7 protein-coding genes are annotated in these 16,370 nt (G+C 58.4%); 4 read left to right on the plus strand and 3 right to left on the minus strand.

From position 1 onward, the window contains the following. Positions 1–243 precede the first annotated feature (243 nt). The 3 genes from J2Y86_RS25555 (at position 244) to J2Y86_RS25565 (ending at position 10,116) form a co-directional block, all read left to right on the plus strand. Positions 244–5,391 (plus strand): retention module-containing protein, encoded by a 5,148-nt coding sequence (locus tag J2Y86_RS25555; RefSeq protein WP_253438042.1) that lies wholly within the window; start codon positions 244–246, stop codon positions 5,389–5,391. Between the two features lie 272 nt (positions 5,392–5,663). After that, complete coding sequence (locus J2Y86_RS25560; protein ID WP_253438046.1) at positions 5,664–7,622, plus strand: hypothetical protein; 1,959 nt, start codon at positions 5,664–5,666, stop codon at positions 7,620–7,622. 214 nt (positions 7,623–7,836) lie between these two features. After that, positions 7,837–10,116, plus strand: coding sequence for an autotransporter outer membrane beta-barrel domain-containing protein (locus J2Y86_RS25565; protein ID WP_253438049.1), 2,280 nt, complete (start codon positions 7,837–7,839; stop codon positions 10,114–10,116). A gap of 55 nt (positions 10,117–10,171) precedes the next feature. On the opposite strand, the gene J2Y86_RS25570 is transcribed toward J2Y86_RS25565, so the two are convergent. From J2Y86_RS25570 to J2Y86_RS25580, 3 genes are all read right to left on the minus strand, one after another. Then, positions 10,172–12,547, minus strand: coding sequence for a hypothetical protein (locus tag J2Y86_RS25570; protein ID WP_253438054.1), 2,376 nt, complete (start codon positions 12,545–12,547; stop codon positions 10,172–10,174). Between the two features lie 162 nt (positions 12,548–12,709). Next, on the minus strand, positions 12,710–13,105 hold the full coding sequence (locus J2Y86_RS25575; RefSeq protein ID WP_253438057.1) for a YbaN family protein: 396 nt from the start codon (positions 13,103–13,105) through the stop codon (positions 12,710–12,712). A 10-nt stretch (positions 13,106–13,115) separates the two neighbouring features. Further along, positions 13,116–13,703 (minus strand): YecA family protein, encoded by a 588-nt coding sequence (locus J2Y86_RS25580; protein ID WP_017337120.1) that lies wholly within the window; start codon positions 13,701–13,703, stop codon positions 13,116–13,118. A gap of 411 nt (positions 13,704–14,114) precedes the next feature. Between J2Y86_RS25580 and recQ the strand changes: the two genes are divergently transcribed. Beyond that, a complete protein-coding gene (gene recQ, locus J2Y86_RS25585) occupies positions 14,115–16,241 on the plus strand; it encodes a DNA helicase RecQ (protein WP_253438061.1) in 2,127 nt (708 codons plus the stop codon). The last annotated feature ends 129 nt before the right edge of the window (positions 16,242–16,370 follow it).

A 16,370-nucleotide genomic window follows, 5' to 3' on the forward strand; every position in this document is an offset into this window, starting at 1 on the left:
GCATTGCTCGCAGGTAAGGGTGTTTCGCAACGGAGTCCCGATGTGATTGATTGCATTGGGTTTTAGGCCGAATCGAACACTTCGACCACGAGCGACACGCTTGGCGAGACAGTCGCCAGGGCAACGGCTTGATCAGGCAAGCCGCTGCCCGGTAGACGATCCGCCGCTCACCCGCTCACGCCATGAGCACGTTCTTCGCAATCAACAGGATGCCGACAGCGGTTGGCAGCGGAGGAAATGCACATGGCAACGCTCATCGGTATCGTCAGTAAGGTCATTGGTCAGGTGTTCGCGCAAGCGAGCGACGGCACCCGACGCGCCTTGATCGAGGGGGACAGGCTGTTCGCCGGCGATCAACTGGTCACCGGTGCCGAAGGCGCGGTGGCGGTGCATCTGCAAAATGGCCAGGAACTGACCCTCGGGCGTGGCAGCAGCCTGCAAATGAATTCGCAGCTGCTCGGGCATCAGGTGCCCCATGTGGAAACGACTGAAGCGGCGACGCCGACTCAGGCTCAACTGTCCGATGTCGAACGCGTGCAAAAAGCCATCGCCGCGGGTGATGACCCGACTCAAACGGCGGAAGCCACGGCGGCGGGTCCGGGTACACCGGGCGCACCTGGTGGTGCAGCGGGCGGTGGTCACAGTTTTGTGCTGCTGGAAGAAGTGGCCGGGCGTGTCGATCCAACCGTCGGTTTCCCAACTGCCGGCTTCAACGGTGTTCCGGAATTTCCCCTGGAGCGTCTGGCCGGTGATCCGGATAACGGCGATAACGGGGCTGCGGCGCCGATTGGTGCTGATACCCCGGATGTTCCGAATGATCCGGAAACTCCGGACCATCCTGTCACCCTCAATGGCCTCGACGTGGCGGGTGGCGAACTGACGGTCTACGAAAAAAACCTCACCTATGGCACCGACCCCGATAACCCGGCCCTCACCCAGACCGGCACCTTCACCGTCAGCGCGCCGGATGGCCTGCAAACCCTGACCGTGGGCGGTATTGCCGTGGTCACCGCAGGCGTCGCCGCCGGCTTCCCGGCATCAGCCGACACCTGGCATGGCAGCACGCTCACTATCACCGGTTACGACCCGGCCACTGGCGTGGTGACGTACAGCTACACCCTGAATTACGACGCCGATCACCCGAATGCCGGCGGTGCCAACAGCATCTCCGAGCACTTCGAGGTCGTCGCCACCGACACGGACGGCAGCACCGCGACCGGGCAACTCGACGTCAACATCGTCGATGACACGCCCGACGCTAACCCTGACGCCACCTCGGTGACAGAGGGAGGTGTCGTCAGCGGCAACGTCTTGTGGAACGACGTCGCTGGCGCCGATGGCCCCTTGCTCGGCGGTGGTGTGGTCGGCGTGCGCGCCGGCTCGGACACCTCGACGCCGGTGAATGGCGGGCTCAACACCCAGATCAATGGCACCTACGGTTACCTGACCCTGGACGCCCAAGGCAACGCCGAATACCACAGCTACCCGAACAGCGTGAACGGCCCGGGCGCGACCGACGTCTTCACCTACACCCTGCGTGACAACGACGGTGATGAAAGCACCACGACCATCACCATCGACGTCAACAACAGTTGTATCAACAACCCGGTCACCCTCAACGGCCTCGATGTCCCCGGTGGCGAACTGACGGTTTACGAAAAAAACCTCACCTATGGCACCGACCCCGATAACCCGTCGTTGACCCAGACCGGCACCTTCACCGTCAACGCCCCGGATGGCCTGCAAACCCTGACCGTTGGCGGTATTGCCGTGGTCACCGCAGGCGTCGCCGCCGGCTTCCCGCAATCCGCCGACACCTGGCATGGCAGCACGCTCACTATCACCGGTTACGATCCGGCCACTGGCGTGGTGACGTACAGCTACACCCTGAATTACGACGCCGACCACCCGAATGCCGGCGGCGCCAACAGCATCTCCGAGCACTTCGAGGTCGTCGCCACCGACACGGACGGCAGCACCGCGACCGGGCAACTCGACGTCAACATCGTCGATGACACGCCCGACGCCAACCCTGACGCCACTTCAGTGACAGAGGGAGGTGTCGTCAGCGGCAACGTCTTGTGGAACGACGTCGCTGGCGCCGATGGCCCCTTGCTCGGCGGTGGCGTGGTCGGTGTGCGCGCCGGCTCGGATACCTCGACTCCGGTGAACGGCGGGCTCAACACCCAGATCAATGGCACCTACGGTTACCTGACCCTGGACGCCCAAGGCAACGCCGAATACCACAGCTACCCGAACAGCGTGAACGGCCCGGGCGCGACCGATGTGTTCACCTACACCCTGCGTGACAACGACGGTGATGAAAGCACTACGACCATCACCATCGACGTCAACAACAGTTGTATCAACAACCCGGTCACCCTCAACGGCCTCGATGTCCCCGGTGGCGAACTGACGGTTTACGAAAAAAACCTCACCTACGGCACCGACCCCGATAACCCGGCGCTGACCCAGACCGGCACCTTCACCGTCAGCGCCCCGGATGGCCTGCAAACCCTGACCGTGGGCGGTATCGCCGTGGTTACCGCTGGCGTCGCCGCGGGCTTCCCGGCATCAGCCGACACCTGGCACGGCAGCACGCTGACCATCACCGGTTACGACCCGGCCACTGGTGTGGTGACGTACAGCTACACCCTGAACTACGACGCCGACCACCCGAATGCCGGCGGTGCCAACAGCATCTCCGAGCACTTCGAGGTCGTCGCCACCGACACGGACGGCAGCACCGCGACCGGGCAACTCGACGTCAACATCGTCGATGACACGCCCGACGCTAACCCTGACGCAACGTCGGTGACCGAGGGCGGCGTGGTCAGCGGCAACGTGCTGTGGAACGACGTCGCCGGTGCCGATGGTCCTTTGCTCGGCGGTGGCGTGGTCGGCGTGCGCGCCGGTTCGGATACGTCAACCCCGGTGAACGGCGGGCTCAACAGCCAGATCAACGGCACCTACGGTTACCTGACCCTGGACGCCCAGGGCAACGCCGAATACCACAGCTACCCGAACGGGGTGAGCGGCCCCGGCGCGACCGACGTCTTCACCTACACCCTGCGTGACAACGACGGTGATGAAAGCACCACGACCATCACCATCGACGTCAATAACGGTTGCATCACCCCGGTCACCCTCGATGGCCTCGACGCGTGCGGCGGCGAACTGACCGTCTACGAAAAAAACCTCACCTACGGCACCGACCCCGATAACCCGGCCCTGACCCAGACCGGCAGCTTCACCGTCAACGCGCCGGATGGCTTGCAAACCCTGACCGTCGGCGGCATCGCCGTGGTCACCGCAGGTGTGGCTGCAGGTTTCCCGCAAACCACCGACACCTGGCATGGCAGCACGCTGACCATCACCGGTTACGACCCGGCTACCGGTGTGGTGAGCTACAGCTACACCCTGAACTACGACGCCGACCACCCGAATGCCGGCGGTGCCAACAGCATCGCCGAGCACTTCGATGTCGTCGCCACCGGTACGAACGGCAGCACCGCGACCGGGCAACTCGACGTCAACATCGTCGATGACACGCCCGACGCTAACCCTGACGCGACCTCGGTGACCGAGGGCGGCGTGGTCAGCGGCAACGTGCTGTGGAACGACGTCGCCGGCGCTGATGGCCCGTTGCTCGGCGGTGGTGTGGTCGGCGTGCGCGCCGGCTCGGATACCTCGACGCCGGTGAATGGCGGGCTCAACACCCAGGTCAACGGCACCTACGGTTACCTGACCCTGGATGCCCAAGGCAACGCCGAATACCACAGCAACCCGAACACCGTGAACGGCCCCGGCGCGACCGACACGTTCACCTACACCCTGCGTGACAACGACGGTGATGAAAGCACGACGACCATCACCATCGACGTCAACAACAGCTGCATCCAAGCGGTCAACGCCAATGACGTCACCGTCATCACCAACGTCCTGTCGGGCAGCGTCGCAGTGCCGGGCGAAGCGTTGCTGGCCAACGCCACCGATGCCAACGGCGATCCACTCACCGCATCGCCGACCACCTTCAATACGGGCTGGATCGCCAAGGGTGCGGACTTCACCGGCAGCAACCAGAACTACAGTTGCTCGCGCGGCAACGCGCAATCCTTGACCATCGCCCGCAGCGCCTTCGTCGCCAACACCGCCGCCATGACTGCAGTGCTGGTGGTCAGCGGAGCGTTGGGCGAAGTCAAACACAACAGCACCAACGACGAGGACCGCATCACCGTCACCCTCAAACAGGGTGAGACCCTCAACCTCGACCACAACCTGGCGGCCGGTCACGTCGCCATGGAGTACTCGGTCAACGGCGGTGCGTTCATTGCCATCGGCGATGGCCAGACCATCACCGCCACGTCGGACGGCACCTACCAGATCCACATCACCAACATCGACAACAACGGGCCGGGCCACAGCGGAAAGGGCGCGGAAAACTACCAACTGACCCTGACCGTCGACTACTCCGGCGCCCACAACACCACCCCGGACTACCACGGCACCTACACCGTCAATGACCACCACGGCGGCAGCGACAGTGCCGGCGTGACCATCACCTATCAGGACGGCCACGCCCTAACCGGCACGACGGGCGATGACGTGCTGGTGGCAGGCACCGGCGACAACGTGATCAACGCCGGCGACGGCAATGATGTGCTAACTGCCGGTACCGGCAACAACGAACTGCACGGCGACGCCGGCAACGACCTGCTCTACAGCGGCGCGGGCAACGACCTGCTCGACGGTGGCACTGGCAACGACACCGCGAGTTACACGCATGCCTCCGCCGGGGTTAAAGTTGACCTGAGCCTGCTCGGCGCGCAAAACACCCTGGGCGCCGGCACCGACACCCTGACTGCGATTGAAAACCTCGTCGGCTCTGACTTCGACGACACGCTCACCGGTGACAACCACAACAACATCATCACCGGCGGCCTCGGCAACGATGTGCTCAATGGGGGCGACGGCGATGACTTGCTCATCGGCGGCCTTGGCAACAACACCCTCACCGGTGGCGCCGGCGCGGACACCTTCCAGTGGCTCAAAGACAACAGCGGCCATGACGTGGTCACCGACTTCACCCCGGGCACCGACAAACTCGACCTGTCCCAATTGCTGCAAGGCGAGAGCGGCACTGCCGCGTCACTGGATGACTACCTGCACTTCAAAGTCACCGGCAGCGGCGATTCACTGGTCACCAGCATCGACGTCAGCGGCATGGCCGGCGCTGCGCCGAACCAGACCATCGACCTCGCAGGTGTGGACCTGGCCAGCCATTACGGCGTGTCGCCGGGGGCGGGCGGGGTGATTGCCGGGGGGGCGGATACGGCGACCATCATCAACGGCATGTTGAATGACCATTCGTTGAAGGTGGATACCGTGTGACCTGAAACCTTAAACAACAAAACCCGCCATCCCTGTGTAAGGGATGGCGGGTTTTTTGTTGGGCGCAGGTTAGGGAAGTGTCCGACCAGTGGTAGCAAAACCTGTGATTTATGACAGTAGCCAGTCTTGCGTGGCTGCCTTTAAATCGAGACATCGAGATGAGTGAAGTAATCATCAATGTAAAGCGGGTGAGCAGTGTTGGCGCTCCTCGCCTGGCATTGCGACAACCGAACGTCAGGGCAATAGAGCTCAACATCTAAGGAGACATTAAAATGTCTAGTAAGCAAAACTTTTCTGTAAGCGGCAATAAGAAAAGAGCGAAATACCTGGCGTATCGAGCCAGCATAAATGTCGCTGATCACAAGGCGCCCACACCTCATCCCGATAATTTATTTTTGCCCCCTTTGGTAGCGGGCGGGGAGCACTATCAACCGGCTAGCTCGTTTGGCAAAGTGACAAAATGGCTGGCTGAGCCATTTCCGGATATGACTAATCCGGTTCCAACAGTTTATCTTATTGACTTAATTCTTAGTGGATCTCCTAACACAGCGGCGGATCAATATAGAGGCCAATCGCCCGCCGACCCGGCAATTCCTATGGTGCTGAATCTCACGTTGCCAGCTAAAGATACAGCCGGAGTAAAGGAAATTGGCAATCGCATCAACTTTGGCGGTAACACTGGTCGTTTCGAGCTATTCAAGTACATTGTGCAACCCGATCCTCAAATTTTTAACCAGTCGATCACTGTAGATCCAACGGTGGATCAAACAGGTATTGCTCCGGAAGATTTTGATAATAATAAGACTATTCTCTTCGGTTTTGAATACTTAAATCCAAGGCTGGGGGACTTTCTTGAATGCAGGTTTGGGCGTACCGCTGATATTACTCAGGTGATTGGGACGTGGACAATTACTGAAGCCAATAAAAATGATCCGATCGTTTTCACGTTGACAAAGGATCATGCCGCCCCTCTTGAGGGAGAGTGCGTTGTTATTGTTGAGGGTAACACTTATCCCGGAGTGAAGGCCACACGATCGCCCGTTAAAAAAGTTCATGTGTTTAAGCAAAATCGTCCAGCTAATTTTGATCAGCTGCATCTTCCTCAGATAATAGATCCGGGTGATAAATTAGAAATCCAAGAATTTATTGACGGGATCACAGCGGGTCTTGAAAAACCTTACACAAACCACAGTCGTACACTGGACAAACTTGCAATATCCATCGATGGCGTGAGGCAACCCTCACTACCTATCAACGCTTTCCCGTTCCAGAATCTACTCAATTCCGCGGCACTCCTTGCGCTGGGTGACGACAGAGAGGTAGAACTGGAATATCAGATTGAACGCTTGGGCTTTTTTTTTCCGCCGGTACCTGTTGCCAGGAAAGTTGAAGTTGACGTAAGGATGCCATTGGCTCCCATAGTGCCTCCAAATTACTCCCCGCCGGATGTTACTGCGCTTGCACCCACGCTTAAAGGGCCGGTCTCTCCGCCCAACATGCTTACGGTGGCTGATAAACAGAATGGTGGCGACGTTGTACTCAATGTTCCGCTTCACACTGAATTTAATCCAGGAGACACACTCTACGGTTATTTTGGTGGTCATCCAATTCCGGCACCTGGCGGAGTTTACCCCTATCCCGCAACTGGAAATCCACCAAACCCAATACCTCTCCCAATGAGTTGGGCGTTTGTTAATTCTATTGGTACTAATCTGGATACGCAGCTTCAATACGTTGTGGAGCATACAAAAAATAATAACCAGTCAGTGTCAATGCTGCAGTTGGCGAATGTTAATTTAACCCCGGTCGTTTTGCAGGCGGCCACATTCGTTCATGAAGATTCCAATTTTGGCATTATTTGCGATTCGTTGAGAAAGGTCGGCGGCGATGTAGGGGCTGTCATTAATATTCCCGGAGATTCGCAATTGGCAAATCTCATGGTTAAATGTAAATATGTCGGCTACTCCGCACAATCAGCAACTGATCCCGATATTATTGATGATTCAATATATGAACATGAATTTAAATTCGATCCGACAGACGTAGGGCCCGGGGCTTTTGTTTTTATTCCCTACCAATATCTGTTGGCAACGCGAAATGCTTGGGGGGTATGTTCCTTCGAAGTTGTTATCGCGGGTGAACGTGTCTCTACCAAAAGTAAAGTCTATCGGGTCAATATGAGTTACGGCGGAGATACATGCGACATATCGGGGCCTCCTCCTTTTCCATAAGCATCAATATGTAGTAGTTTTTTCGGTCAAGTTGATTGCGTATATCCGGCGTCGAGGTGCCGGATATACGTTTGTTATGGCCAATCTGCGTTGGTTTTTTCTCACGCTTTCAGAGATTAATCCTACATTTTTTTGTAGGAAGTCTCTGTATCGTCCGCAGCCCTCAACGTTCTCCGCTTCTTTGCAGGAGACAAGAAGACGAAAGGACAGATCAATGAGCCTCGATAACCCGGTTTCACTTAAACCTGCAAGCGCAGTTACGTTCAAAGTGCTGGCACTGTTACCGGCTTTTTTTTTGATCAATACGTCGGCGATGGCGGCAATCATTGTTGGCGCTGGCGAGAACAGGACCATCGATCCCACTGACCCTGTCAGCGACTACCTGGTGCAAGATGGCGGCGTACTCAATGCAGGGGCAGTAACGACCCAAAGCTTGACCATCCAGTCCGGGTCGACCTTGAACATCGACGGCACGGTCGTCAACGGCAATCCTGGCAACCACGGAATTCTGGTGAGTGAAAGCCAGGCCACCATTCAACGGGCCACTGTCACTGCGGACACTGCAGCACTGTGGCTCAGTCGAGCGCCTTCAGCCACGCAAGGCTCGACGGTCACCGCAACCGACAGCACATTCCACGGTGGTGAAGCCGGGGCGATGGTTACGGGGCTGAGCACATTGACGCTGGTCAACAGCGAGCTCCGAGGCACGAATGCCGACAGCGTCGGCCTGGACAGTCGCGGCGGCGATGTACGCGCACTGGCCGGCACACTGATCAGCGGCGCCCTTGCCGGCGTGCGGATGACCAATGACGCCAACGGCCAGGGCACCAATACCTTGTTGCTGGACAACTCCACCGTAGAAGGCCGCAACGGACCGGCGATCCTGGTGGAAAACGGCGTTCAAGGTGCGACCATCCAGGTGCAGAACAACAGTGTTCTGCGGGCGGCTGATGGGACTCTGTTGAAGGTACAAGGCGCGTCTTCTGCGGCGATGAATGTCGTCGGCAGTGCGTTGGAAGGCAACGTGCAAGTGCTGCAGAACAGCACCGTCGACCTCTCGTTCAACGGCGCCTCGATGGTGGGGGACATACTGCGTGAAAACGGCTCCACCGCCAATGTCGCCCTGAACAACGGCTCATCGTTCACCGGGCGCTTGAACAACAGCAACCTGACGCTCAATCAGTCGAGCCTGACCATGGTCGACAATGACAGCATCGATAATTTGTCAATGAACGATGGCCTCGTCAATTTCGGTGCACCGGGCGCGCAACGTGCGAATCGTCAGCTCGAAGTCGGTACGCTTGCCGGCACCGGTATCATCGCCATGCAGGGCAATTTCCAGACCGGTGAAAGCGACTTGCTGAAAGCCGATACGGCGACCGGTAGCTACGAATTGGCCGTCAACGCTTCGGGCAAGGACGCGACGTCTCCTCAACAATTGACGCTGGTGCAAATTGCCAATAACACCGCAGCGTTCTCGTTGCTGGGCGGCCGGGTCGATGTGGGGACATTTGAATACGATCTGGAAGAAAGAACCAATGCCACCGGCGGCACCGAGTATTACCTGAACCCCACCAACCGGCTCACGTCCGGCGCGCAATCGGTGGCGGCCCTGTTTCAAACCGCCCTGACCGTGTCGTATGGCGAGTTGAAGTCGCTGGAAAACCGCATGGGCGAGTTGCAGGCGGACGACAAGCGCCATGGCTTGTGGGTACGGTCGTATGGCAACAAGTGGAACGTTGACGACGGTTCGTCGGGTGTGGGTTACCGTCAACAGCAGCAGGGTTTCACCCTGGGCGCCGACACCCGGTTGGGTGACAGTCCCTGGACGGTCGGTATGCTGGCGGGTTACAGCAAATCCGATCTGAATCTCAATGGCGGCACCTCGGCCGAGGTCAACAGTTACTACTTCGGTCCCTATTTTGGCTGGTTGAATCGCGACACGGGCTACTACGTCGATGGCGCCCTGAAGTTCAACCATTTCCGCAATGAATCCAAAGTCAGGATGAGCGATGGCAAGCGTGCCGAAGGCGATTACAGCAACTCGGCGGTGAGTGCGATCGTAGAAGGCGGGCGCAGCATCGACCTCGGGGATGGCTGGTTCGCCAAACCTTCTGCCCAGTTATCCGCGGCCGTCATCCAGGGCAAGAACTATCACCTGGACAACGACATGGACGCCGAAGGGGACCGCACGCATTCGTTGCGCACCAAGCTGGGTGTCATGGCTGGTCGCAGCATCGACCTGGGGAATACTCAGGTGCGTCCATACGGGCGGGTAGCGGTGGTCCATGAGTTTGCATCGAACGACAACAACGTGCGGGTCAACGGAAACCCGATCAATACCAACCTTGCGGGCACTGGTTTTGAAGCGGGTGTCGGGGTGGCGGCTTCGTGGTCCGAGAATTTGCGTTTTGATGTCGGTGTCGATTATGCCAAGGGTAAAAATATCGAACAGCCCGTGGCTGTGACCTTTGGTGTGAACTATCAGTTTTAAAGGTGAGGGATGAAAAAAAACCGCTATATGCGGTTTTTTTCGTTCTGGTGAGTTTTTAACTTTTGGACGTGCCTGCTACATGGACTTTCCATGCGTTGGACTCAGCCTTTTCATCTTCCCTCAGGGCACTGACTTCATGGGTGCTCCCGACTGTCAGATTACTTTGGAGAAAGGCCCATTTGCCCTCTGCGTTGGTGGGCTCTAGTTTTTGTTGGATAACACCATCGAACCTGATCTTGACCGCACTGTCCGGTGTATGGAGGCCCCTGGCAACAAACCAGTTCGCGCGTAAGTCCCCGCCATCAGGAATTACGTTCCCGTCGGCATCATAAATACGGGTGAGCGTTGGTGCGGTGGCGGCCGCTTCCACTATAACCGTGCGAGGCCCAGCGTCGCCGCCCCCCGGATATTTTGCTTTGACGGTGAAGACGCGGCGGCCTTCAGCCAGCACGCCGGTTGGATACCTGTAGCGACGGGTTGTTACGTCCACGCTTGCTTCACTCGGCGTCCCACCATCTATGGATACTTCAACCTTCTCACCCGGTTCACCTTCGCCTTCCACAAACAGGGAGGTTTCGTGCGTTGTCTCGCCGTCAGGAACCTCAACTCCGGCAGCGGTAGTGACCTTGTCGAGGGTTACGGGCTTTTTGATAGCTTCCACTGTCACCGTGTGGGGCCCGGCTTCGCCGCCACCTGGGTATTTTCCTTCGGTGGTGAAGGCGTAAGTGTTATCGGTCAGCGGGCCTGTAGGATGTTTGTAGCGACCGGTTACAGGATCCACGGTCGCTTCACCCAGCGGGTCACCATTTTTGAAGACTCCAACCTTCTCGCCCGGTTCACCTTCGCCTTCCACAAACAGGGAGGTTTCGGGTGTTGTGTCGCCGTCACGAACTTCATCTCCGGCAGCGGTAGTGACCTTGTCGAGGGTTACGGGCTTTTTGATAGCTTCCACTGTCACCGTGTGGGGCCCGGCTTCGCCGCCACCTGGGTATTTTCCTTCGGTGGTGAAGGCGTAAGTGTTATCCGTCAGCGGGCCTGTAGGATGTTTGTAGCGACCGGTTACAGGATCCACGGTCGCTTCACCCAGCGGGTCACCATTTTTGAAGACTCCAACCTTCTCACCCGGTTCACCTTCGCCCTCCACAAACAGGGAGGTTTCGGGTGTTGTGTCGCCGTCACGAACTTCATCTCCGGCAGCGGTAGTGACCTTGTCGAGGGTTACGGGCTTTTTGATAGCTTCCACTGTCACCGTGTGGGGCCCGGCTTCGCCGCCACCTGGGTATTTTCCTTCGGTGGTGAAGGCGTAAGTGTTATCGGTCAGCGGGCCTGTAGGATGTTTGTAGCGACCGGTTACAGGATCCACGGTCGCTTCACCCAGCGGGTCATCATTTTTGAAGACTCCAACCATCTCGCCCGGTTCACCTTCGCCTTCCACAAACAGGGAGGTTTCGGGTGTTGTGTCGCCGTCACGAACTTCATCTCCGGCAGCGGTAGTGACCTTGTCGAGGGTTACGGGCTTTTTGATAGCTTCCACTGTCACCGTGTGGGGCCCGGCTTCGCCGCCACCTGGGTATTTTCCTTCGGTGGTGAAGGCGTAAGTGTTATCGGTCAGCGGGCCTGTAGGATGTTTGTAGCGACCGGTTACAGGATCCACGGTCGCTTCACCCAGCGGGTCACCATTTTTGAAGACTCCAACCATCTCGCCCGGTTCACCTTCGCCTTCCACAAACAGGGAGGTTTCGGGTGTTGTGTCGCCGTCACGAACTTCATCTCCGGCAGCGGTAGTGACCTTGTCGAGAGTTACCGGCGTGACAACTTCCTCTCCCAGAGTAAATTTGAAAGTCTCCGACTCATTGTTACTCTGATCCTTGACCTTGATAATGTAGTCACCTGGCGCCAATGCAGTCAGCTCAAAGATGACTTTGCCGCAGCCATTGACCAGTTCCGTTTTAAGTAATGTCTCACCATTAAATAACCTCGAGTCCCCGCCCGGTGAAGAGTCGCAGGCCACGGTGACGTCTGGGCCAGGAATGGTCTCCCCAGGAGAAACTGGATCGCCATTGCTGGATACCAGAGTAATGGCCGGTTTTTCCCTTGCTGCAGTAAATCTTCTGGGCACCGATGAAATGGGGGGGATTTTTTCGTCCACCATACGCACTTGATGGCAATCGTACTTCGTTAGTGGCAGCAGCTCAGTTGTGAACTCGCCATTATCATCACTCTGCGCTGTACCCAATACTTCATTGCCGTTCATTATAGTGACAGTGCTGCCTGCTATAACGTTGTAGCCGGTAACCCTGATCTGCCTGTCGCGTGTAGTTTTATTGGTGATGGGAGTGCCTTTACTGTCATCCAGTCGACGAAACTGTGGCTGCATGTCAGCAAGTACTTCAGGTGGGGGAGATGAATTGTTCGAGGGAAAATCGGTCATGACATGACTCCGGTTGGTCAAGGGAACGGAGTGATTTAAGGCCTCGAACAGGGGGGTTGGCTACTGTCAGAAATAACAGGTTTGAATGTATTTCCGATGAATGGAGGGCGCGGGGATGCACGTTGAAAGCAGGCTTATCCGCTATTAAAAACGCAGAATGTTTCAGGGTTTACGCAAAGTCTTCTGCCGAAGAATGTACACCGACACCAGCACCGCACTGGTCAGCATAAAACCCCGCGCCCACGGCAGGGGCACCAGGTAGCACGACAACAGAATGCTCACCCACATCAAGCCGATAGCGTAGACCTTGCCCTTGAGCGGAATGCCGTTGCCGTCGAGGTAGTCGCGAATCCATGGACCCAGCCGTGGATGCTCCACCAGCCAGTTATAAAAGCGCGGTGAACTGCGAGCGAAGCACGCGGCTGCCAGAAGCAGGAAAGGCGTGGTGGGCAACACCGGCAGGAAAATCCCGATCACCCCCAGCGCTACGCTCAGCCAGCCGATGGCCAGCAGCGCGTAACGCAACATCAGGGAGCGGTGGCCTATGGGGTTGTCCATAGGCGAAACCTTAGTGGTGACGTGGCTTGAGGATCGCCGGTTTTTCGTCTGGCGCATTGCACAGCAGGTACAGCGCGGTCAGGGCTTCCGGGATCTGCACGATCATGTCGTCCATCAGGTTGGCGTCTTTGGCGATGTCTTCGAACTCAGGCTGTTCGTCGAACAGACCCGAACCGACCATGATCGGCAGCAGCATTTCGCTGACTTCGTCTTCGGCGGTTTCGAACCAGGCCGCTTCGCGCAGGAACACGCCTTCCATGAAGCCGATGCACCAGCCGCGCAGGTCGGAGTCATCCGGCTCGTCGCCCAGGTCGAGGTCGCATGGCAGCTCGAACTCTTCGTCGGACGCCAGTTGGCGAGCGATGTGAGCCTTGAGGGCGAGCAGGGTGGATTCGATCGCTTCACGCTCGGTGTCGTCGGCGTAATGCGGCTCTTCGGCGAAGAGGGCATCGATCCATTCACGGTCGGGAACGCTTTCGGAACAGATCGACAGCGCGGTGAGGTAGCCGTGGGCGGCCACGTAGTCCAGCGCCTCGTCATGCAGTTCATCAGCGTCGAGGAAGACTTGCAGGCGGGTTAGTTGCTCAGCGAAGGACATTAAAGGGCTACCTTGGGAATTAAACAGATGCGGGAATTCTAGGCCTTCTTGAGCACTCAGGCCAGCCGCGCGGGATATTTGCGCCTGTGACCTCACCAACACCGCAGTCCCTGTGGGAGCGGGCTTGCCCGCGATGGCGGCGTGTCAGGCGATAAAAATACTGGATGTACCGGCCCCATCGCGGGCAAGCCCGCTCCCACAGGGTCCTGCAGTGCGTATGAGTTCGTGTGTCTTATCAGCGGCGCCCTCTGACGGGGAGGCCTCGGGTATACTCCCGCGTTTTGTGATGCCCTGCTGGCGTCGCGGCTGAAATGTGAAGCGTCATGCAACGCGCACTTACGATTTGTCAGTGCAGTCTTGCGGATCCTGAACCAGCCTTGCAGGGATGTTTCGGTGATTTTTGGAGTTTTTATGCTCGAACAGGCTCAACGCGTCCTCAAGGACATCTTCGGCTACGACAGTTTTCGTGGCCGTCAGGGTGCAATCATTGAGCGCGTGGCCAGTGGCGGCGACGCCCTGGTGCTGATGCCTACCGGTGGCGGCAAATCCTTGTGCTTCCAGGTGCCGGCGCTGTTGCGCGAAGGCCTGGCAGTCGTGGTGTCGCCGTTGATCGCGTTGATGGACGACCAAGTGGCGACCCTTGAAGAACTGGGTGTCGCGGCCGCTGCGTTGAACTCCACGCTGAGCGCCGAGCAACAACGCGATCTCGCCGCGCGGATCAAACGCGGTGAAGTGAAGATGCTTTACCTGGCGCCCGAACGCCTGGTCCAGCCGCGCATGCTGGCCTTCCTGCAAAGCCTCGAAATCGCCCTGTTCGCCATCGACGAAGCGCATTGTGTGTCCCAATGGGGCCACGACTTCCGCCGCGAATACCTGCAACTGGGCCAGTTGGCGGAGCTGTTCCCCAACGTCCCGCGCATCGCCCTCACTGCGACGGCCGACAAGCGCACCCGGGAAGAAATCGTCGATCGCCTGCATCTTCAGGATGCCGAGCGCTTTCTTTCGAGCTTCGACCGCCCGAACATTTTCTACCGCATCGTGCCCAAGGAGCAGCCGCGCAAGCAGTTGCTGGCGTTCCTCGCCGAGCGACGCAGCGATGCCGGCATCGTCTATTGCCTGTCGCGCAAGAAAGTCGACGAAGTCGCCGTGTTCCTCAGCGAGCAAGGCTTCCCGGCGCTGCCGTATCACGCCGGCCTGGCCAACGAAACCCGAGCCCACCACCAGAAACGCTTCCTCAACGAGGAAGGCCTGATCATGGTCGCCACCGTGGCGTTCGGCATGGGCATCGACAAACCCAACGTGCGGTTTGTCGCGCACCTCGATCTGCCAAAATCCCTTGAGGCGTACTACCAGGAAACCGGCCGCGGCGGCCGTGACGGTCTGCCGGCGGATGCGTGGATGGCCTACGGCCTGCAAGACGTGGTGATGCTCAAGCAGATGCTGCAGAACTCCGAAGGCGACGAGCGCCACAAGCGTCTGGAGCAGCACAAGCTCGACGCCATGCTCTCACTCTGCGAAGAAACCCGCTGCCGGCGTCAAACCCTGCTGGCGTACTTCGACGAAGACATGCCGGAGCCGTGCGGTCACTGCGACAACTGCGTCGATGGCGTCCAGACCTGGGACGCCACCGAGCCGGCCCGTCAGGCGCTCTCGGCGATTTACCGCACCGGCCAGCGCTATGGCGTCGGCCATCTGGTGGACGTGTTGCTGGGCAAGGACAACGAAAAGGTCCGCAGCTTCGGTCATCAGCATCTGTCGGTATACGGTGTCGGCAAGGCGATGGGTGAAAGCGAATGGCGCTCCCTGTTCCGGCAACTGGTGGCCCGTGGCCTGGCCGACATCGATCTCGAAGGCTACGGCGGCCTGCGCCTCAGTGACACCTGCCGGCCGCTGCTCAAGGGCGAAGTGACCCTGGAGCTGCGTCGCGACCTCAAGTCGCAAACCACGGCGAAAAGCAGCAAGAGTCAGGCGAGCCAACTGGTTCGCGGCGAAGAGCGCGAACAGTGGGAAGCCTTGCGCGCCTTGCGTCGCAAACTCGCCGAAGAGCACGGTGTGCCGCCTTACGTCATCTTCCCCGACTCGACGTTGCTGGAAATGCTTCGCAGCCAACCGACTTCGCTGTCGGAAATGGCCACGGTCAGCGGCGTCGGTGCACGCAAACTCGAACGGTATGGCGAGGCCTTCCTTGAAGTGCTCGGTGGCCAGGTCGAGGCGCCGAAAGTGGTGGCCGATGTGCGCCACGAACTGATCACTCTCGCTCGGGCCGGCATGACGCCGCTGCAAATCGCCGGTCAACTGCAATGCTCGGAAAAGAACGTCTACACCATGCTCGCCGAGGCCATCGGCAAGCAGCAGCTGTCGCTGGAACAGGCGCTGGACCTGCCAGAAGACTTGATGGGCGAAGTCCAGGACGCGTTCCTCGATGGCGAGGGTGAATTGCCGCCGGTGGCGGAGATTGCCGCGCTGTTCGCCGGTCGCGTGCCGGAAGGTGTTTTGTACTGTGTTCGAGCCGCGCTGCAATCGGAATTCGAGATCTGAGTTTCAAATTTCGGACAGGGTTGTATTGATGTAACGATTCAGTACAGAGCAAGCCTTGCCTCCAGCCAAGGGACATGCTTAGCTGACTAATAATTAGTTTTTCTCTATTTCAGTCTAACCATGAGTGCT

The sequence above is a fragment of the Pseudomonas migulae genome (genome assembly GCF_024169315.1).
Taxonomy (GTDB): Bacteria; Pseudomonadota; Gammaproteobacteria; order Pseudomonadales; family Pseudomonadaceae; genus Aquipseudomonas; species Aquipseudomonas migulae_B.

Excerpts from the sequence above, each read along its gene's own strand:
- J2Y86_RS25555 (WP_253438042.1), top strand. The coding sequence starts at position 244 with ATGGCAACGCTCATCGGTATCGTCAGTAAGGTCATTGGTCAGGTGTTC.
- J2Y86_RS25560 (WP_253438046.1), top strand. The coding sequence starts at position 5,664 with ATGTCTAGTAAGCAAAACTTTTCTGTAAGCGGCAATAAGAAAAGAGCG.
- J2Y86_RS25565 (WP_253438049.1), top strand. The coding sequence starts at position 7,837 with ATGAGCCTCGATAACCCGGTTTCACTTAAACCTGCAAGCGCAGTTACG.
- J2Y86_RS25570 (WP_253438054.1), bottom strand. The coding sequence starts at position 12,547 with ATGACCGATTTTCCCTCGAACAATTCATCTCCCCCACCTGAAGTACTT.
- J2Y86_RS25575 (WP_253438057.1), bottom strand. The coding sequence starts at position 13,105 with ATGGACAACCCCATAGGCCACCGCTCCCTGATGTTGCGTTACGCGCTG.
- J2Y86_RS25580 (WP_017337120.1), bottom strand. The coding sequence starts at position 13,703 with ATGTCCTTCGCTGAGCAACTAACCCGCCTGCAAGTCTTCCTCGACGCT.
- recQ (WP_253438061.1), top strand. The coding sequence starts at position 14,115 with ATGCTCGAACAGGCTCAACGCGTCCTCAAGGACATCTTCGGCTACGAC.